Raw genomic sequence first — 18,525 nt, forward strand, 5'->3', positions numbered from 1 at the left:
CATTTGCTTTACAGTCAGACGTTTTTGGGGCATGATACGCCCGTTTTTTATATTTGAAGGCTAACGGGATAACTAATTAATGGCGAAAGAAGATAACATTGAAATGCAAGGCACTATCCTTGAAACCTTGCCAAACACAATGTTCCGCGTAGAACTTGAAAATGGTCATGTTGTAACAGCACACATTTCAGGAAAAATGCGCAAAAATTACATTCGAATTCTTACTGGAGACAAAGTCACTGTTCAGTTGACTCCTTATGACCTAAGTAAAGGCCGTATCGTCTTCCGCGCACGTTAACGATTAGCTTCAGATAAAAAAAACCGGCTATTGCCGGTTTTTTTATGCGTTCAATATTTACCGCATACTTATGATGAAGCTACTTTATCCACGATTTCAGGAGTAATACTAATCTCACCATCTTTGACATCGATTTTTGCAACACCACCACGTTCAAGTTCGCCAAATAGAATTTCGTCAGCCAACGGGCGTTTAATCAAGTCGGTTACCACTCGCGCCATTGGACGAGCGCCCATTGACTTGTCATAGCCCTTCTCCGCCAATAAGGTTAACGCTTCATCTGATACATCCAAAGTGACTCGTTTTTCGTCTAGCTGCGCTTGTAGCTCGACTAGGAACTTATCCACCACCTTCGCAATCACTGTCATATCAAGATGATTAAACCAAATGATAGAGTCTAAGCGGTTTCTGAATTCCGGAGAAAACACTTTATTAATCTCACTCATAGCATCTAAGCTATGATCCTGCTGTCTAAAACCAATCGATTTACGAATGGTTTCTTGCACGCCGGCATTGGTTGTCATCACAAGTGTGACATTTCTGAAATCTGCTTTTCGGCCATTATTGTCGGTTAATGTACCGTGGTCCATGACTTGTAGCAGCAGGTTGTATATATCCGGGTGCGCTTTTTCAATTTCATCAAGCAACACCACACAGTGAGGGTTTTTAATGACGGCATCCGTCAGTAACCCGCCTTGGTCATATCCTACGTAACCTGGCGGTGCACCAATCAATCGGGAAACCGTATGGCTCTCCATATATTCGGACATATCAAAGCGCATAAGCTTAATACCCATACACTTCGCGAGCTGGCTCGTGACCTCAGTTTTACCCACCCCAGTTGGCCCAGCAAACAAGAAACTCCCTACAGGTTTGGTTTCAGCGCCTAAACCACTTCGCGATAGGCGAATGGCCGAACTGAGACTTTCGATAGCTTGATCTTGCCCAAAGACCACCATTTTAAGATTACGCTCAAGATTTTTAAGCGTCTCTTTGTCGGAAGCAGAAACGGACTTTTCTGGAATGCGTGCGAGCTTGGCGATAATCGCCTCGATTTCCCCTTGGCCAATCGTCTTCTTGCGGCGACTTTGTGGCAACATCGTCATACGAGCACCCGCTTCATCAATGACGTCTATCGCCTTATCTGGCAGGTGTCGGTCATTAATGTGTTTATCCGAAAGTCTGGCTGCACTACTTAATGCTGCAAGCGTATAACGCACACCATGATGTTCTTCATACTTGGATTTTAAGCCTTGTAGGATCTTAGTGGTTTCAGCCACAGACGGTTCATTGATATCGACTTTTTGGAATCGACGAGCAAGCGCACGATCTTTCTCAAAAATGCTTTGATACTCTTGGAATGTCGTTGACCCCATGCATCGCAGCGTACCATTGGATAATAATGGCTTTAACAAATTCGAAGCGTCCATAACGCCACCCGATGCAGCCCCTGCGCCAATGATGGTGTGGATTTCATCAATAAATAAAATCGCATTTTCATTAGCGGTCAATTCTTTCAACAACCCCTTAAAACGCTTTTCAAAATCGCCACGATACTTGGTTCCCGCGAGCAGAGCGCCAAGATCCAAAGAGTACACACAAGCCGACTTCATCACATCAGGTACCTGCCCATTCACGATGCGATAAGCTAAGCCTTCCGCAATGGCAGTTTTACCTACACCAGCCTCACCGACGAGCAATGGGTTGTTCTTTCTACGGCGGCATAAGGTTTGAATTGCACGCTCAACTTCATGCTCTCGACCAATTAAGGGGTCAATAAAACCTTGGGCAGCCTGTTCGTTTAAATTGCTTGTGAACTTGGCGAGCATACTACGCTCTTCTTCAGATTCACTTTTATCTTCTAACCGCTCTGTATCAGATGAGTCGGAAAAATCTTCATCTTTTGAAACGCCGTGACTAATGAAATTAACCACATCCAAACGGCTAATATCACAGCTACGCAAAAGATAAACCGCTTGTGATTCTTGCTCACTAAAAATAGCCACTAATACATTGGCGCCGTTCACTTCATTACGTCCTGAAGACTGAACATGGAATACGGCTCGTTGCAAAACACGTTGAAAGCCTAATGTCGGCTGCGTTTCTCGCTCATCATCAGGTTCAGAAATAAGTGGCGTCGTTTGATTAATAAAACTCGTAACTTCTTCTCGAAGCTTATCCAAATTTGCACCACACGCATTAAGTGCTTCTTGTGCAGACGGGTTATCAATGAGTGCCAGTAACAAATGTTCTACGGTCATATATTCATGACGGGAATCTCTAGCTCTTTGAAAAGCTAAATTTAAGGTGATTTCAAGATCTTTGTTTAGCATAAGCGCCCCCGAAATTTACAGCTAATTCAACCAAGTTCACGCTTTCTCTATGGAACACAATAGCGGATGTTGGTTTTCTCTTGCAAACTGATTAACTTGCGCCACTTTAGTTTCAGCAATGCCATGGGGGAATATCCCACACACTGCTTTACCCTTTTCGTGGATTGCAAGCATCACATCTGTTGCCTGTTGCTCATTCATCCTAAAAAATTTTTGTAAAACAACGACCACAAAGTCCATTGGTGTGTAGTCGTCATTATTAAGTATCACCTTATACATGGGAGGTGGTACAACTTCTGATTCTAAGCGTTCTTCAACGCTTTCAATGTTTCCTGTTTTACCCATAACTAAATATTAGCCTATATTGCGGTGTTTGTACTGACGGAAAAAGTAACCCTTGATGTTGATTAATTGTTAACTTTTTACTTGACATCAGCTTTTTATACTTTCATTCTGTTTATTAGCGAGTGTTAAATAACTCTCGTACATCACATTCAGTTTTACTATCTTACTGGTAAGTAGACAATAGAAGGAAGAGGAAGTATGGCAAACGGAACTGTTAAATGGTTCAATAACGCCAAAGGATTCGGGTTTATTTGTCCTGATGAAGGTGGCGAGGACGTTTTTGCACATTATTCTACCATTGAAATGGAAGGCTATAGAACTCTAAAAGCAGGCCAACCAGTTCATTTTGAAGTAGAAGCAGGCCCTAAGGGGATGCACGCCTCAGCCATATCGCCGACGAAGTAGTTCTTCGAAACAGTTCATCGGTGGGAGTATTAAAAAAGGCAGAAGTTTAAACTTCTGCCTTTTTTATTCGCTCGATAAAGCTGCGCTAATTATGCAAAAAATGAATTCAACAGTGCACTCGGACGCATTGCCGGTGCAGATTTAGCGGCATCTAAACGGTAATAACCACCTAAATCAATCGCATCACCTTGCGCATCATTCAATTCTTTAACAATAGCGGCTTCATTTTCACGAAGACCTTTTGCTAAATCTTCAAAATCAGCTTTTAGCGCTGCATCTTTGTCTTGTGCTGCCAAGGCCTCTGCCCAAAATAGCGCTAAGAAGAAATGACTGCCGCGGTTATCAAGCTCACCGACTCGACGAGAAGGTGATTTATTTGCATCTAAGAATTCACCAATTGCGATATCCAGGCAATCTGCTAAAACTTGTGCCTTAGCGTTGTCATTGCTTTGAGCTAAATGTTCGAGTGACGCGGCTAGTGCCAAGAACTCGCCAAGAGAATCCCAACGTAAATGACCTTCTTTCTCGACTTGTTGAACATGCTTTGGAGCACTACCACCAGCACCGGTTTCAAATAGACCACCGCCATTCATCAAAGGTACAATCGATAGCATCTTCGCACTTGTTCCTAATTCTAAAATCGGGAACAAATCAGTTAGGTAATCGCGAAGTACGTTTCCTGTTACCGAAATCGTATCTAAACCTTGTTTTACTCGCTCTAAGGTAAAGCGGGTAGCTTCAACTGGCGACAAAATACGTAGGTCCAAACCTGAGGTATCATGGTCTTGCAGATATGCTTCAACTTTGGCAATTAACTGCGCGTCATGAGCGCGATTTTTGTCTAGCCAAAACACTGCTGGCGTATTAGATAAGCGTGAACGATTCACGGCAAGTTTAACCCAGTCACGGATTGGTGCATCTTTTACTTGGCACATGCGGAAGATATCACCTTGAGCCACATTTTGACTCATCAAAATATCGCCGTGATTATCAATTACATTAACCACACCATCAGCTGGAATTTCAAAGGTCTTGTCGTGGCTTCCATACTCTTCAGCTTTTTGCGCCATCAAACCAACATTTGGCACGCTACCCATTGTGCTTGGATTGAAAGCACCATGGGTTTTACAAAAACTAATTGTTTCTTGGTAGACACCCGCATAGCAACGATCAGGGATCATGGCTTTCATGTCTTTCAACTTACCATCAGGTCCCCACATCTGTCCTGACGTTCGAATAGCAGCTGGCATAGAAGCATCAATAATAATATCGCTAGGGACATGAAGGTTGGTAATCCCTTTGTCAGAGTCAACCATTGCCAGCTCTGCTCGTTCAGCATAAACGGCTGCTAAATCAGCTTCTATTTCGGCACGTTGTTCTGCAGGCAAAGTAGCAATTTTGGCATAAACATCGCCAATACCATTGTTTACATCGACGCCTAGCTTTTCAAATAACTCACCATATTTATCAAATGCAGATTTGTAGTAAACCTTCACCGCATGACCAAATAAAATTGGGTCGGAGACTTTCATCATGGTCGCTTTTAAGTGAAGCGATAACAAAACGTCTTGCTCTTTTGCTGCGGCAGTTTCTTTTTCAAAAAACTCAACTAAAGCTTTTTGACTCATCACTGCCGTATCAATCACCTCTCCTTCTAATAAAGATAATGATTCGCGCAGAACTTTTTCTGAACCATCAGCTTTGGTCAAAACAATATTGACACTCGCAGGCTTAGCAACCGTGAGAGACTTTTCACTACCATAGAAGTCACCTGATACCATATGAGCGACATGTGACTTTGAATCCTTGCTCCAAACACCCATCGAATGAGGGTTCTTTTTCGCGTAGTTTTTCACTGAGGTCGGCGCACGACGGTCAGAGTTACCTTCACGTAAAACTGGATTTACAGCACTACCTTTAATTTTGTCATAACGTGCTTTTACGGCACTTTCAGCAGCATTCTTTGGCTCATCGGGGTAATTAGGAATGTCATATCCCTTTGCCTGTAGCTCAGCAATACAAGCCTTTAACTGCGGGATAGATGCGCTGATATTGGGAAGTTTGATAATATTAGCTTCAGGCTTGGTTGCTAATTGTCCGAGCTCAGCTAACGCATCAGAAATTTTTTGTTCATCCGTCAATTTATTGGGGAAGTTGGCAATTACACGGCCAGATAGGGAAATATCACGCGTTTCTACATTAACACCGGCAGCTTTGGTAAAGGTTTTAATCATTGGTAACAATGATAGCGTCGCTAATGCTGGGGCTTCATCTGTTTCTGTATAGATGATTGTTGATAGTGTGTCTTTCATTTTTAACCCTACGTTATTGAAATTTATAAACTTTATTGATTTTATTATTCTTTTATTATTTTTTTACGGTTGACAAATACCGTGCTACTCTACCTCAGAAGTGGCCTGATTTCAGCGAAAAGATTGCAAATCAAAGATATTTCACCCTCTATGTAACACACGAACCCAACCAATCAACGACTTTGATATCAATAGAACCAAGCTGCAGATTGATCTGCGTCACAAATTTCGCCGCTATAATAGAACATTCCGACAAAGATTCAAATTCCACTAAAGCCCAGTCCCAAGTACAATAGGGCTAACTTGTAATCACTTTCTTACCGAATTAACCCCATGACCTCTGCCAAGCCCGCTAAAAAATCCAATAAAACAAATGCCTGGCACCGGAAGCCTCACAAAAGTTGCGCCGAAAAAAATGGCGCGCAGCGAAATTTGAATAACCCTTCAGCTCACATCGCCAAAACAAAAAAACTAAGACCTGCTGCAAAAGACCGGGTTATTGTTCTGTTTAATAAACCTTTCGATGTTTTATGCCAGTTTACCGATGCTGAAAAACGCGCCACATTAAAAGACTATATTGCTATAAAAAATGTATATGCTGCAGGTCGGCTTGATCGCGATAGCGAAGGTTTATTGCTGCTCACAAATGACGGGCCTTTACAGGCAAAGTTAACCCAGCCCCAAAAGAAAACATTCAAAACTTACTGGGTGCAAGTTGAAGGGGTACCAACACAAGAAGCCATCAAGTCACTTCAACAAGGCGTTGAGCTAAAAGATGGTCGAACTCTGCCAGCAAAAGTTCAGTTAATCCCTGAGCCTAACGTATGGGAACGAACCCCACCAGTTCGCGAACGAAAAAACATTCCAACAAGTTGGCTAGAAATAAAGATTTGTGAAGGCAAAAACCGACAAGTCAGAAGGATGACTGCACACGTTGGCTACCCGACATTACGTTTGATTCGCTACAAAATCGGCCAATGGAGTCTAGATGATATTGCAAGTGGTGAATTCAAAGTCATTCAACCTGGGAGGTAAACATGCAGGAAAGATATCGCCCCAATGTCACCGTCGCAGCAGTCGTGCACTATAAGGGGCGCTTTTTGCTGGTAGAGGAGCGCATCGACCAACAAATCGTGTTTAATCAGCCCGCAGGTCACATAGAAGCAAATGAAAGCGTAGAGCAAGCTTGCAGTAGAGAGCTATATGAAGAAACTGGAATTCGCGCTCAAGCCGACTCGCTCATCTGTATCTACCAATTCCAAGCAAACAATAACGCCTCCTACTTACGCTTTACATTTGCCATAGAACTTGAAGCCCTCAGCCCTATCAGACCACAAGATCCCCAAATTATAAGTGCACAATGGCTAACCTACGATGAAATCAAGCAACAACAATCTACTCATCGCAGTCCCCTCGTCATGCAATCCATTGACGACTACTTAGCAAATAAGCAACACGACCTTTCAATTTTGAATCATGACTTTTTATAAGCAACACTTCCATAGCTCAGATCACGAATGCATGGTAGAATATCGCGCCGCAGAAACGCGGTGAATGGCTTCGCGCGATCATGTTCATATGCCATAAGAGCACAACATGAACTCTTATGGCGTGAGGTCATACAATTTCAATAGTTTTCAGCGCAACGGTTTAAAAGGTTTATGGCATCAATCGAAACTTCTCATTCAAATAAAAAAGTCATTGTCGGTATGTCCGGCGGTGTGGATTCTTCTGTCTCGGCTTACCTGTTACAGCAACAGGGTTATCAAGTTGAAGGCCTATTCATGAAGAACTGGGAAGAAGATGATACCGATGAGTATTGTGCAGCGGCAGATGATCTAAAAGACGCACAAGCCGTATGCGACAAACTTGGAATCAAATTGCATACTGTCAATTTTGCGGCTGAGTACTGGGACAATGTTTTTGAGTATTTTCTTGCTGAATATAAAGCAGGAAGAACACCAAATCCCGACATCATGTGCAACAAGGAAATCAAATTTAAAGCTTTTCTTGAGTTTGCGGATGAGATCCTCGATGCCGACTACATCGCAATGGGGCACTATGTTAGACGCAGTGATGATGTGAATAATACACAGATGCTCCGTGGTATTGATGGAAATAAAGATCAAAGCTACTTCCTCTATACCTTAGGCCATGACCAAGTCGCACGCTCTCTCTTTCCAATTGGCAACTTAGAAAAGTCTGAAGTTAGAGAAATAGCAAAAGAGCTTGGGCTGATCACCCATGATAAAAAAGACAGCACTGGTATTTGCTTTATCGGTGAACGAAAGTTTACCGACTTCTTAGCGACCTTTTTGCCAGCACAGCCGGGGAAAATCGAAAGCGCAGAAGGCGAAGAAGTTGGTACGCATCAAGGCTTGATGTACCACACGCTCGGACAGCGTAAAGGTCTTGGCATCGGCGGCCTAAAAAACAGTGGTGAAGATCCATGGTATGTCGTCGATAAAGACTTAAAAAGAAATGTGCTTGTGGTTGCTCAAGGGGCAAACCATCCAAGGCTAATGTCCCACGGCATGAAAGTGAATCAGTTACATTGGGTCGACCGAAAAGGCCCCCAAGATGGCAGTACTATTACGGTGAAAACCCGATATCGTCAAAAAGATGTTCCTTGTCGAGTACATTTTATTGATGAACAAACGGTTGAAGTCACGTTCGAACAAACGGTGGCAGCAGTAACACCGGGACAATCGGCTGTATTTTATGATGGCGAGGTTTGTTTGGGTGGCGGCATTATTGACCAGTTAATTAAGGACGAATAAAGGGATGCAAGAAGAAACAGAACGCACGATGGCATTTGCCGGGATTCTACAAGCAATTATGCAGGTTCAATTGCAAGCACGTAACGGTGAATCAGATCTCGACACTTTAGCCGCAAGCTTGCATAGCATCCTCGTGACCAACCCTGAATCCCCTAAAGATGTATATGGGGAGTCGCCCGATTTAAAGCTGGGTTATGAAGCCATCATGAATCAACTTGGCGATAGCCGAAAGAAAGATGTTGAAGTTACGCGTTATCTTGTTGGGATATTAGCGCTAGAACGCAAACTTTCCCGAGATGATGCAGCACTAGGAATGCTAGCAGAGCGGTTTACGCAAGTTCAGCGCCAATTGCATCACTTTGACATCAATGATGAGCAAGTCATTGCCAATTTTGCCAGCATTTATAGTGATATTATAAGCCCTCTAGGGCACAAGTTACAGATTTCAGGCAACCCATTACATTTACAACGCCCCATTGTACAACAAAGAATTCGCGCCCTACTGCTCTGCGCTATGCGCAGTGCAGTATTGTGGCGACAATTAGGAGGCAAGCGTAGGCACCTTGTCTTTTCAAGAAAAGCGATCGTAGACGTCGCTAAAAATAGCCTTACCCTATAACTACATATAAGTTCATCAAGGAGCTTCTAATGGATCTTTCCGCACTAACTGCTATCTCTCCTGTAGACGGTCGTTATGGTAGTAAAACCGCCTCATTAAGAGGGATCTTCAGCGAGTTCGGTCTCACTAAGTATCGAGTTCAAGTCGAGATTAATTGGTTAAAACTACTTTCTAGCTGCCCTGAAATTGAAGAGGTTCCGCCATTTAGTGAGTCGGCTTTAACTCTGCTCGATAGCATCAAGAATAACTTCAGTGAGCAAGATGCCCAGCGCGTCAAAACAATTGAAAGCACCACCAATCACGATGTAAAAGCCGTCGAATATTTCATTAAAGAAAAAATTGCGGACAATAGCGAACTCGTAGCTGTTGATGAATTTGTACACTTCGCATGTACTTCAGAAGATATCAATAATCTTTCTCACGGCTTGATGTTAGCAGAAGCCCGCGATCAGGTTGTGGTACCTTATTGCCAAAAACTGGTTGATGCCATCAAAGCACTCGCAACGGAATACCGCAGTGTGCCGCTCATGTCGAGAACTCACGGGCAGCCAGCTTCACCGTCGACACTTGGTAAAGAAATGGCTAACGTTGCGGTCCGTCTTGAGCGCCAGCTCAAGCAGGTTCAAGCCGTAGAGATTATGGGAAAAATTAACGGTGCTGTCGGCAATTACAATGCACACCTTTCAGCGTACCCAGAAGTTGACTGGCATTCACTATCACAGCGCTTTGTAACCAGCCTCGGTTTAAATTGGAACCCATACACGACTCAAATTGAACCCCATGATTACATTGCTGAATTATTTGATGCTCTCGCGCGTTTCAATACGATTCTTATCGATTTTGACCGTGATATTTGGGGCTATATTGCACTGGGTCACTTCAAGCAAAAGACGGTTGCTGGCGAAATTGGTTCTTCAACCATGCCTCATAAAGTCAATCCTATCGATTTTGAAAACTCTGAAGGTAACTTGGGTATTGCCAATGCGCTAATGCAGCATCTCGCAGCCAAATTACCAGTTTCGAGATGGCAACGCGATTTAACCGACTCCACAGTTTTGAGAAATCTAGGCGTTGGTATGGCTCACTCCTTAATTGCCTACCAAGCTACGCTGAAAGGGATCGGTAAACTTGAAGTAAACGAAACGAAACTTCGAGAAGAGCTCGACCAAAACTGGGAAGTTCTTGCCGAGCCTGTACAGACAGTAATGCGTCGTTATGGCATTGAAAAACCATATGAAAAACTAAAAGAGTTAACCCGCGGCAAACGCATAGATGCAGAACAACTTGCAGTATTTATTGACTCTCTTGAAATGCCTGATGCGGCTAAAGCCGAGCTGAAGAAGATGACACCTGCCAACTATATTGGCCGCGCAGAGTCTTTTGTTGACGAACTCAAGTAATTTTCTAACTTAAAGGTTTAAGGCAGGAATAAAGCAAGTCATTGTTTTATTCACTGCCTTTTTTATTGCTATGTATACACCTAACTTTGATATTCAAGCTTTTCTTCGTCAGCACTGGCAAAAACGCCCTATCGTTTTAAAGCAGGGGTTTACTAACTTTGAAGACTTCATCGATGCCAACGAGTTGGCAGGCCTTGCAATGGAAGAGGACATTTCCTCTCGCATAGTAATTACCGAGCAGGCAGATAAGCAAAGAGAAGAATGGCAAGTCATTCAAGGTCCCTTTACTGACTATCAAGAATTTGGTGAAACTCATTGGCAATTGCTCGTTCAAGCGGTTAACCATTGGCACCCTGATGCGAACCAACTCGTTCAAGCATTTCGATTTATTCCAGACTGGCGTTTCGATGACCTAATGGTTTCATTTGCTACCCCATTTGGTGGTGTTGGACCGCATATCGATAATTATGATGTATTTATCATTCAAGGACAGGGGCTTCGTCGCTGGCAAGTTGGCGAGAAAGGCGTCTACCCAGCCCGAGGCAGCCGCTCAGATACACCCTTGATTGAAGATTTTGAACCCATGATTGATGAGGTGCTTGAACCTGGAGACATTTTATACATCCCACCTGGGTTTCCCCATCGAGGCCAAACAATAGAAACAGCAATAAGCTATTCCGTTGGCTTTCGAGCGCCGAGTCAACAAGAACTACTCAATGAGTTTGCTGACTATTATCTGGATAATAATCTAGGCCAGCTTCGCTACGAATCTTCTTCAGAGCCTTTATCAGGCGGTGGGGTTTCAGCCGTTCAACAACAAGAGTTACTATGCCTACTGACTTCGCTCGCCAATGACAAAACGCAATATCTGCAAATACTCGGACAAATACTCAGTCAAAACCGCTTTGAGCTCAACATCGAAACCGGTCACCGTATTGACGAAAATGAGCTAATTCGTGAACTATCAGATGGTGCAAGTCTACACCGAACTGGTGGTGTGAAAATCATTTGGTTAGAGCAAGATGCTGAAAGTCGACTATTTGTAAATGGCGAATGTTACTCAACCGAAGGAATACCTGAATCGAACACTCAATCACTAAGCTACGAGTTTTCTTTTTCCTCATTTCGAGCGTTAGAGTTATGTCAATCGCCACAAACTATCACGCTTATTCTACAGCTGATAAACAACGGTTATTTATATCTAAGTGATGAATACTAGGTTTTGCATATTAGTTTGTGCTGTTGTGCACCTAAGCAAATCTCATAAAACAGCTCAATTATAAAAATAGAAAAACCAGCAAATGCTGGTTTTTTCATATGCAAAAACAACAATAAACCTATGAAAGTCGTCCCCACATTTTCTCGTCGTTATATAGCTTATATAGACTTTCGGCTCGAGAAATCAATAATGCTGCAAATTGCGCTTGTGTTGGATCACTTGTCACGCCACTCTGCTTTAAATTTTCAGCCTTCATTTGCCACATCATTGAAAAGTGCCGTAAGGCTTCACGTGCATTAGGTGCCACACTTGCTTCAACAAAGTCGGAAGGTAAATCACCCGACATGACCCAATAGGTTTGTTTCTTTGGTTGCTTTGATTCTAGCTTCCAAATGGCAACAAAAGGTGCAAGAAAGCGAGATTCTTCCATAATCACTTTTTCAGGGATCACACCTTTTTCTGCTAAAAATCGATTTGCTTTCTGAAAATGCTCTCGGACCCATGCTTGACGTTTTTGTTCTACTTCTTGAGCTTGTTCAACCGCTTGCTCTGTCATGCTTTTTTCCTATCTTATTGTTATTTAATAACTATTATTTATTTAAACCAAACTATTTTTTAGTTTCAACATTCAATTTACTTTTACAACTTTACGTTAACGTAAAGTGGAAAGCTAAATTGCCACACAGATCACAAAAATTCCGAATTAGTGCTTTGTCGAGAGTATCGCTAAATGCTATCGTTCTGCAATAATTATCCTAATAAGTGGGTTGTAGATCTGGCATTAACCCACAAATCATTGCACGGCGGAGAGTATCACGTGGCTGTATTTAATCATGTATCTTTTGACCAACATGAACAGGTTGTATTCTGTCATGATAAGGAAAGTGGCCTCAAGGCCATTATTGCCATTCACAACACAAATTTGGGCCCGGCAGTGGGCGGTTGTCGAATGTGGAATTACCAGTCTGATGATGAAGCACTAAATGATGTGCTCAGACTTTCCAAAGGAATGACTTATAAAAATGCACTAGCCGGATTAAAAATGGGTGGTGGCAAGTCAGTAATTATTGCAGATCCCAAAACTAAAGATCGAGAAGCACTGTTCAGAGCTTTTGGTCGGTTTATTGATAGCCTTGGTGGACGCTACTATTCAGCAGAAGATGTCGGTACCACCACGGCAGATATTATGATTGCCCATCAAGAAACTCCATATATGGCAGGCCTTGAGGGGAAAAGTGGCGATCCTTCTCCATTCACGGCTCTGGGAACATTTCTTGGGATCAAGGCCGCCGTAAAGCATCAACGAGGCTTAGATAGTCTTGCAGGTCTAAAAATATCAGTCCAAGGTGTTGGTCACGTTGGATATTATCTCTGTAAACAACTCCACCAAGCTGGAGCAGAGCTCATCGTTACCGATATTCATCAAGCATCACTAGACCGAGTTGCTGCTGAATTTGGCGCGACGGTTGTTGCACCGCAAGATATATACACGCAGGATGTTGACGTCTATGCACCTTGTGCCTTAGGTGCAACAATTAACGATACAACCCTACCACTGCTTAAAGCGAGTATTGTTGCTGGTTGTGCCAACAACCAATTGGCAGAGCCCCAGCATGGACAACAGTTAACGGATATGGGCATTTTATATGCACCAGATTATGTCATCAACGCTGGCGGCATCATCAATGTTTCATTTGATGACCATTATGATGAAGCACAGTCCACAGCAAAAGTTAATCAAATCTACGATACCTTGCTAAAAATCTTCCAGCAGGCTGAAGAACAGAGCCGACCTACCGGTGAGATTGCAGATGAAATGGCGCAAGCCATCATCGAGTCTGCTGCACAATAAATAGAAAATGCCACGGTAGACTTTATCGTGGCATCTTATTTTCCTTACATATCAAGACGACGCTGCAACCTAACAAATTTTTCATATTCTTCACTGGAATTCATCGCAATCCTCTGCTTCACTTAATACTATCTTACTTGCACAGGACGGCGTTATGGTCAGCTTTAAATATGGACTAAATCAAGACCTTGTGGAGCTTCAGGCTAGTAACTGGAACGGTCTTGAACGCGTATTTGTGAATGGTGAGATGGTTTCAAAGAAGCTGAATTTCAGAAGAAGAAGTGAACACAAAATCCAGTTAAACAATGGCCTTCCTTGTAGTTTTAAATTACTCATTTGCCCTCAAACAGACCAGTTAGTTTGCAGAATCTACAAACAAAACCAACTGGTCGCCAGCTTAAAGCAAGGCAAGCGCAATCTAATGCAAAGTCAGAAATATTTTTATAATTCACTGTTGGTATCTGCGAGTATGGCGACCGCATTGCTATACTGGCTTGCTTAAGCAAGCGAAGTTTATTACGGATTGTTATATTTTTATACGGAATGGGTTTGCTTGCTAGGTAAAAAAGCTGAAATACAATGCAAAATAACTAATCTCATCAACATCTAATATCAGAATATCTGGTTTTAGTTGCGTCCATTATAGTGCCAATTCAATGTTAATCTGTTCTAGAACAAACGATTAGTCGGGCTTATTTATCTTATTAATCAACGCCATAAACTGCTTTTGTTCATCAGTCTCTAACCTTGATAGGTAATGTTCGTTGACTCTCTCCGCTTCACGAATTAAGTCTTGCTCTAATGCTTTACCATCATCAGTTAGAAAAATTTGAAATGCGCGCCTGTTTTCAGGTTCTTGAAATCGAGTGATTAAGCCCTGTACTTGCAATAGATCAAGCAAACGGGTCATGGTGTAATTTGCTACGTCACACCGTTTGGATAATTCAGTCTGCGTAACGCCTTCTTCTTGCCAAAGTGCAAAAAGAACTGGCCACAATTTAATATCTAAACCATAGCGCTTTAATTGCTGATCGAGTTCGTTTTGTAACTCGATATTCAAATGAGATACCAAATATCCGAGGCTTTCATAACGTTTCAAATCACACCTCCTATGACCATGATGCATACTACAATTTTACCAGTTATCAAGAATGCTGCGAGTTAAACTCTCAAGTAAAATCAAATAATATTGTAAAATCATTGAAATACAATCAGTTAATCAATATGAACAAACTCATCAATAAAACGATAATAACAAGCCCTGCCAAGAATTGCGGGCAACTCTCTCTCCGTAAACACTTTGATGCGATCGTCACTTAATTCAAAGCAACTTAGATCAGCAATAGAAAATTTGGTGCCGATACTTGTAGTTACTTCAAAATTGCCATTTTGTCGCTTATCGTAGTCAACAACCGTAAACACCGAGTCAGCGACTTCGACTTTTAGTTTCTCTACTGGAGTAATTAAGAAATACTCGTCATCCACTCGATGCAAAATAGTACTAAATAGCTTTGAAAATTTTGCTGGGAGCGGGCTATTGAGGTAGCGCCAATGCCCCTGATTATCGATCTTAAACAGCGGCACTTCAGAACAAAGTGGTGTCCCTTGAATTAAATTATGAAGTGCTGATTCAGGCGCATCATGTTTTTCTTGTTCCTTATTCAACATACATCCCCCAACTTCAACGTCCTATGAACTTCATAAATCAGTTCTGATGTTATATCAGTATATACTGATTCTTTAGTCAATGTCTCACCAAAGGTACGTAAACAGCTTTACCCGGATTGTAAGAACAACAAGCTATACTACTCATTCATAAGCACTTTTCGTAATTAAAACAGATACCATGATTAACATTTATTCATACGCATAAAAAAGCCGCTTCGATCATCGAAACGGCTCTTCATTCATCATCTACGGTGCTACTTTACCAACTCAAGAATAGCTTCAAGCGGATGTTTTGGTCGATAGCCACCAAATCGCTTCATTTGACTCCGACACGAGTAACCAGAAACCAATACTTTATCTGGTGAATAGTTCTCTAACCCTTTCTTCCATGACATATCAAATAAGGCTTTAGAATTTTCAATGTTTGCGGTTTCATGGCCATAGGTTCCAGCCATGCCACAGCAACCTAAACTAACTGTATTTAATTCAGCGCCTAAGCGCGCAAAGATTGTTTGCCAATCTTTAGGGGTACTTGGTTTTGCCGTTGATTCGGTGCAATGGCTTACCCATGTATAAGTCACACCTAACGGTTCACGGGTTGGCAGTTGTTCAAAGATTTCAAGTAGCCATTCATTGGCCAATTTCACTTCAAAATCACCACGTTTATCGCCAAGCGCATGTTTATATTCATCGCGATAACAAAGCACCATTGCAGGATCAATCCCTATCATCGGCATCCCCAGCGCGAAGACTTGATTTAAAAAGTCAGACGCCGATTGCGCAGTTTTCGCAAACTTATCTAAGAAACCTTTGATATGCATGGCTTTACCATTAGGTTTAAATGGTAACAAAACGGGTTTAAATCCTAGCTTTTCAATGAGCTGTATGGTTCGATAAACCAAACCAGAATCATAATATGTGTTGAACGGATCTTGCACCACTAATACATATTGATGTTTATCGGCGTCTGGGATCCGCTTTAACGCATCTAAATCATAGTCACAGCACGAATGCCCTTCCAAACGCTGACTCAAGGTCGGTACAGACAAAGCTGGCGCATCAATGTAACCCAGCGCTTTCTTAATCACCCATTGGCTTACTGGGTTTTGCGAAGCGAAATTGGTGATTCTTGGGATCTTCGCCATCACTTGTACAGAGTCTTCAATCGTACCAACGAGGTAATCTTTAGCCGGACGCATATAGCGCTTGTAATAAAGGTTAAAGAACTCCGCTCTAAACTTAGGAACATCAACTTTTACTGGGCACTGCCCAACACAAGCTTTACAAGCAAGACAACCCTTCATGGACTCCATGACTTCATGGGAATAATCGTACTCAGACTTGGCTTTAAAACTATTCTGCGCACGTTGTAGCATGCTGACTGGTTTAGCTTTTGCTAACTCGTTGACATCGATTCCTTCTGCTTCCAATAAGCGTAACCATTCACGCACAAGACCGGCTCGGCCTTTAGGCGACTGAACGCGGTCATCAGTCACTTTGAAAGACGGACACATTGGGGAATAAGGACTGTAGTTAAAACACAGACCATTACCATTACAATCCATCACATCAGGGAATGCTTCTCGAACTTTCAACGGAATTTCTCGGTCAAAGGTTCCACGCTTAATAGAGTCAACATTATAAATTAAGTCACCAGCCGTTTTTGGCGCGACCAATTTTCCTGGATTTAAACGGTTATGGGGATCAAACAATGCTTTGACGTCTTGAAGCACACCATATAGCTCATCACCGAATACATCTGGACCATATTCACCCCGAACGCCTTTACCGTGTTCGCCCCACATTAAGCCGCCATATTTTCGAGTTAATGCTGCAACTTGATCAGAAACGACTTTCAAGAGTTTTTCATCATTAGGATCGCACATGTCTAGGGCTGGTCGAACATGTAAAACGCCCGCGTCAACGTGACCAAACATACCATATTGCAACTCGTGGCTATCGAGTAACGCTCGAAACTCCATAATAAAGTCTGCAAGTTTTTCTGGTGGGACTGCTGTATCTTCCGCAAATGCAATTGGTTTACGTTGGCCTTTAGCTGCGCCCAATAGCCCTACCGCTTTTTTACGCATTCCGTAAATACGATTGATACTCTGTTTATCTGCAGTCACCTGATAACCAAGTACACCGGCTTGTTGTTTCTTAATTTGTTTAGAAAGAACTTTTTCTAGCGATGCCACTTTTGCTTTAACTTCATCAATCTCACCCGCAAACTCAACCATATTTAGCCCTTCAATAGAATGGCCTGGAACTTCAGTAATTTGGTCAGAGACTGAATGCCAAATAATGTCGCTTTTGGCAAGGTTAAGCACTTTAGAATCTACAGTTTCTACAACAGTGGCATTCGCAGCAACTAAAGATGGCGCATGCCGCAAAGCTGATTCGAAAGAATCATACTTAATATTGACCATCATGCGCTGACTAGGCAGCTTCGTAATGTTTAGCTTTGCTTCAGTCACGAACGCAAGTGTCCCCTCAGAACCAGAAATAATTCTTGAAAGGTCAAACTCTTTTAGATCGTCACTCCAAACATTTTTTAAATCGTAACCCGTGAGAAAGCGGTTTAACTTCGGAAAACGAGTTTCAATAAGCGCTCGTTTATCTTTACATACTTTTGAAACTTCTTGATAAATACGTTCAGCGAACGGATTTGAAGAAACTTTTGTATTTTTCAAAGATTCGGCAGTCTTTACTTGGCTTTCCAAAATACTGCCATCAATGAGCACACTAGACATTTCAAGCACGTGATCAGAGGTTTTGCCATAAACCAGCGAGCCGGCCCCTGAAGCATCAGTATTAATCATCCCGCCAATCGTGGCCCGATTAGAGGTCGATAAATCAGGACTAAAGAAGTAGCCGTGAGGTCGCAGTGCGTCATTGAGCTGATCTTTAATCACGCCGGCTTCGACGCGCACCCAGCCTTCTTCTACATTAACTTCTAGCACGCGGGTCATAAAGCGCGACACGTCAACAATCAAGCCGTGTGTCAATGCTTGACCATTAGTGCCAGTACCTCCGCCACGCGCACAAAAAGTCACTTTAACAAACTCACGCTTTGCAGCCAGCTGCAACATGATTTGCACGTCTTTTGTGGATTTTGGATAAAGCACTGCTTGCGGCAAAAACTGATAAATGGAGTTATCAGTGGCCTGGGAGAGGCGTGCGCTATATCGCTTGTCGATGTCACCGCTAAAACCACTAGTCGCGAGTGCATCTAAAAATGAAAGATAAACAGGTTCTAAAGTATGCTGATGAGATAATGTCGGTAACATGGAT

General features: G+C 42.5%; 17 protein-coding genes. 10 read left to right on the forward strand and 7 right to left on the reverse strand.

The annotated features are described in order from the left end of the window. Nucleotides 1-79 precede the first annotated feature (79 nt). Nucleotides 80-298 carry a translation initiation factor IF-1 gene (gene infA, locus IEY18_RS14265; RefSeq protein WP_026959988.1) on the forward strand — a complete coding sequence of 73 codons (219 nt, stop codon included), beginning with the start codon at nucleotides 80-82 and terminating at the stop codon, nucleotides 296-298. Between the two features lie 68 nt (nucleotides 299-366). Here infA and clpA read toward each other — a convergent pair whose 3' ends face one another. Further along, complete coding sequence (gene clpA / locus IEY18_RS14270; protein WP_188921995.1) at nucleotides 367-2,631, reverse strand: ATP-dependent Clp protease ATP-binding subunit ClpA; 2,265 nt, start codon at nucleotides 2,629-2,631, stop codon at nucleotides 367-369. 36 nt (nucleotides 2,632-2,667) lie between these two features. Continuing rightward, nucleotides 2,668-2,976: an ATP-dependent Clp protease adapter ClpS gene (gene clpS / locus IEY18_RS14275; RefSeq protein WP_188921997.1), complete on the reverse strand. Its 309-nt coding sequence runs from the start codon at nucleotides 2,974-2,976 to the stop codon at nucleotides 2,668-2,670. 198 nt (nucleotides 2,977-3,174) lie between these two features. Here clpS and cspD point away from each other — a divergent pair, with 198 nt between their 5' ends. Next, the gene (gene cspD, locus IEY18_RS14280; protein WP_188921999.1) at nucleotides 3,175-3,381 is read left to right on the forward strand and encodes a cold shock domain-containing protein CspD; all 207 of its coding nucleotides are present in this window, start codon (nucleotides 3,175-3,177) and stop codon (nucleotides 3,379-3,381) included. An 89-nt stretch (nucleotides 3,382-3,470) separates the two neighbouring features. On the opposite strand, the gene IEY18_RS14285 is transcribed toward cspD, so the two are convergent. Beyond that, nucleotides 3,471-5,693: an NADP-dependent isocitrate dehydrogenase gene (locus IEY18_RS14285; protein WP_188922000.1), complete on the reverse strand. Its 2,223-nt coding sequence runs from the start codon at nucleotides 5,691-5,693 to the stop codon at nucleotides 3,471-3,473. Nucleotides 5,694-6,026: 333 nt separating this feature from the next. On the opposite strand from IEY18_RS14285, the gene IEY18_RS14290 reads away from it, so the two are divergent. The 6 genes from IEY18_RS14290 (at nucleotide 6,027) to IEY18_RS14315 (ending at nucleotide 11,711) form a co-directional block, all read left to right on the forward strand. Next, nucleotides 6,027-6,728 (forward strand): rRNA large subunit pseudouridine synthase E, encoded by a 702-nt coding sequence (locus tag IEY18_RS14290; RefSeq protein WP_188922002.1) that lies wholly within the window; start codon nucleotides 6,027-6,029, stop codon nucleotides 6,726-6,728. Nucleotides 6,729-6,730: 2 nt separating this feature from the next. Continuing rightward, nucleotides 6,731-7,183: an NUDIX hydrolase gene (locus tag IEY18_RS14295; protein WP_188922005.1), complete on the forward strand. Its 453-nt coding sequence runs from the start codon at nucleotides 6,731-6,733 to the stop codon at nucleotides 7,181-7,183. Between the two features lie 171 nt (nucleotides 7,184-7,354). Continuing rightward, nucleotides 7,355-8,473 (forward strand): tRNA 2-thiouridine(34) synthase MnmA, encoded by a 1,119-nt coding sequence (mnmA, locus tag IEY18_RS14300; protein ID WP_188922006.1) that lies wholly within the window; start codon nucleotides 7,355-7,357, stop codon nucleotides 8,471-8,473. Nucleotides 8,474-8,477: 4 nt separating this feature from the next. After that, a complete protein-coding gene (gene hflD / locus IEY18_RS14305) occupies nucleotides 8,478-9,092 on the forward strand; it encodes a high frequency lysogenization protein HflD (protein ID WP_188922008.1) in 615 nt (204 codons plus the stop codon). A 29-nt stretch (nucleotides 9,093-9,121) separates the two neighbouring features. Next, nucleotides 9,122-10,492: an adenylosuccinate lyase gene (gene purB / locus IEY18_RS14310; RefSeq protein WP_188922010.1), complete on the forward strand. Its 1,371-nt coding sequence runs from the start codon at nucleotides 9,122-9,124 to the stop codon at nucleotides 10,490-10,492. A 70-nt stretch (nucleotides 10,493-10,562) separates the two neighbouring features. Next, a complete protein-coding gene (locus tag IEY18_RS14315) occupies nucleotides 10,563-11,711 on the forward strand; it encodes a ribosomal protein uL16 3-hydroxylase (protein ID WP_188922012.1) in 1,149 nt (382 codons plus the stop codon). Between the two features lie 118 nt (nucleotides 11,712-11,829). Here the strand turns inward: IEY18_RS14315 and IEY18_RS14320 are convergent, their stop codons facing one another. Beyond that, nucleotides 11,830-12,267 (reverse strand): DUF4826 family protein, encoded by a 438-nt coding sequence (locus IEY18_RS14320; RefSeq protein ID WP_188922014.1) that lies wholly within the window; start codon nucleotides 12,265-12,267, stop codon nucleotides 11,830-11,832. A gap of 261 nt (nucleotides 12,268-12,528) precedes the next feature. On the opposite strand from IEY18_RS14320, the gene IEY18_RS14325 reads away from it, so the two are divergent. Continuing rightward, nucleotides 12,529-13,563, forward strand: a complete 1,035-nt coding sequence (locus IEY18_RS14325) for a Glu/Leu/Phe/Val dehydrogenase dimerization domain-containing protein (protein WP_188922016.1) — start codon at nucleotides 12,529-12,531, stop codon at nucleotides 13,561-13,563. Between the two features lie 154 nt (nucleotides 13,564-13,717). Next, a complete protein-coding gene (locus tag IEY18_RS14330; protein WP_188922018.1) occupies nucleotides 13,718-14,065 on the forward strand; it encodes a hypothetical protein in 348 nt (115 codons plus the stop codon). Between the two features lie 180 nt (nucleotides 14,066-14,245). Here IEY18_RS14330 and IEY18_RS14335 read toward each other — a convergent pair whose 3' ends face one another. The 3 genes from IEY18_RS14335 to ydiJ form a co-directional block, all read right to left on the reverse strand. Continuing rightward, complete coding sequence (locus IEY18_RS14335; RefSeq protein WP_188922020.1) at nucleotides 14,246-14,662, reverse strand: MarR family winged helix-turn-helix transcriptional regulator; 417 nt, start codon at nucleotides 14,660-14,662, stop codon at nucleotides 14,246-14,248. A gap of 116 nt (nucleotides 14,663-14,778) precedes the next feature. Further along, a complete protein-coding gene (locus IEY18_RS14340; protein WP_188922022.1) occupies nucleotides 14,779-15,231 on the reverse strand; it encodes a DUF1285 domain-containing protein in 453 nt (150 codons plus the stop codon). 254 nt (nucleotides 15,232-15,485) lie between these two features. Further along, nucleotides 15,486-18,521, reverse strand: a complete 3,036-nt coding sequence (ydiJ, locus tag IEY18_RS14345) for a D-2-hydroxyglutarate dehydrogenase YdiJ (protein WP_188922024.1) — start codon at nucleotides 18,519-18,521, stop codon at nucleotides 15,486-15,488. Nucleotides 18,522-18,525: the final 4 nt, after the last annotated feature.

It is taken from the genome of Shewanella gelidii, assembly GCF_014647855.1.
In the GTDB taxonomy this organism is placed as follows: domain Bacteria; phylum Pseudomonadota; class Gammaproteobacteria; order Enterobacterales; family Shewanellaceae; genus Shewanella; species Shewanella gelidii.

Coding starts and splice junctions, on each gene's coding strand:
- cspD (WP_188921999.1), top strand. CDS start 3,175: ATGGCAAACGGAACTGTTAAATGGTTCAATAACGCCAAAGGATTCGGG.
- IEY18_RS14340 (WP_188922022.1), bottom strand. CDS start 15,231: ATGTTGAATAAGGAACAAGAAAAACATGATGCGCCTGAATCAGCACTT.
- IEY18_RS14315 (WP_188922012.1), top strand. CDS start 10,563: ATGTATACACCTAACTTTGATATTCAAGCTTTTCTTCGTCAGCACTGG.
- IEY18_RS14290 (WP_188922002.1), top strand. CDS start 6,027: ATGACCTCTGCCAAGCCCGCTAAAAAATCCAATAAAACAAATGCCTGG.
- IEY18_RS14320 (WP_188922014.1), bottom strand. CDS start 12,267: ATGACAGAGCAAGCGGTTGAACAAGCTCAAGAAGTAGAACAAAAACGT.
- clpA (WP_188921995.1), bottom strand. CDS start 2,631: ATGCTAAACAAAGATCTTGAAATCACCTTAAATTTAGCTTTTCAAAGA.
- purB (WP_188922010.1), top strand. CDS start 9,122: ATGGATCTTTCCGCACTAACTGCTATCTCTCCTGTAGACGGTCGTTAT.
- clpS (WP_188921997.1), bottom strand. CDS start 2,976: ATGGGTAAAACAGGAAACATTGAAAGCGTTGAAGAACGCTTAGAATCA.
- ydiJ (WP_188922024.1), bottom strand. CDS start 18,521: ATGTTACCGACATTATCTCATCAGCATACTTTAGAACCTGTTTATCTT.
- IEY18_RS14285 (WP_188922000.1), bottom strand. CDS start 5,693: ATGAAAGACACACTATCAACAATCATCTATACAGAAACAGATGAAGCC.
- hflD (WP_188922008.1), top strand. CDS start 8,478: ATGCAAGAAGAAACAGAACGCACGATGGCATTTGCCGGGATTCTACAA.
- IEY18_RS14330 (WP_188922018.1), top strand. CDS start 13,718: ATGGTCAGCTTTAAATATGGACTAAATCAAGACCTTGTGGAGCTTCAG.
- mnmA (WP_188922006.1), top strand. CDS start 7,355: ATGGCATCAATCGAAACTTCTCATTCAAATAAAAAAGTCATTGTCGGT.
- infA (WP_026959988.1), top strand. CDS start 80: ATGGCGAAAGAAGATAACATTGAAATGCAAGGCACTATCCTTGAAACC.
- IEY18_RS14295 (WP_188922005.1), top strand. CDS start 6,731: ATGCAGGAAAGATATCGCCCCAATGTCACCGTCGCAGCAGTCGTGCAC.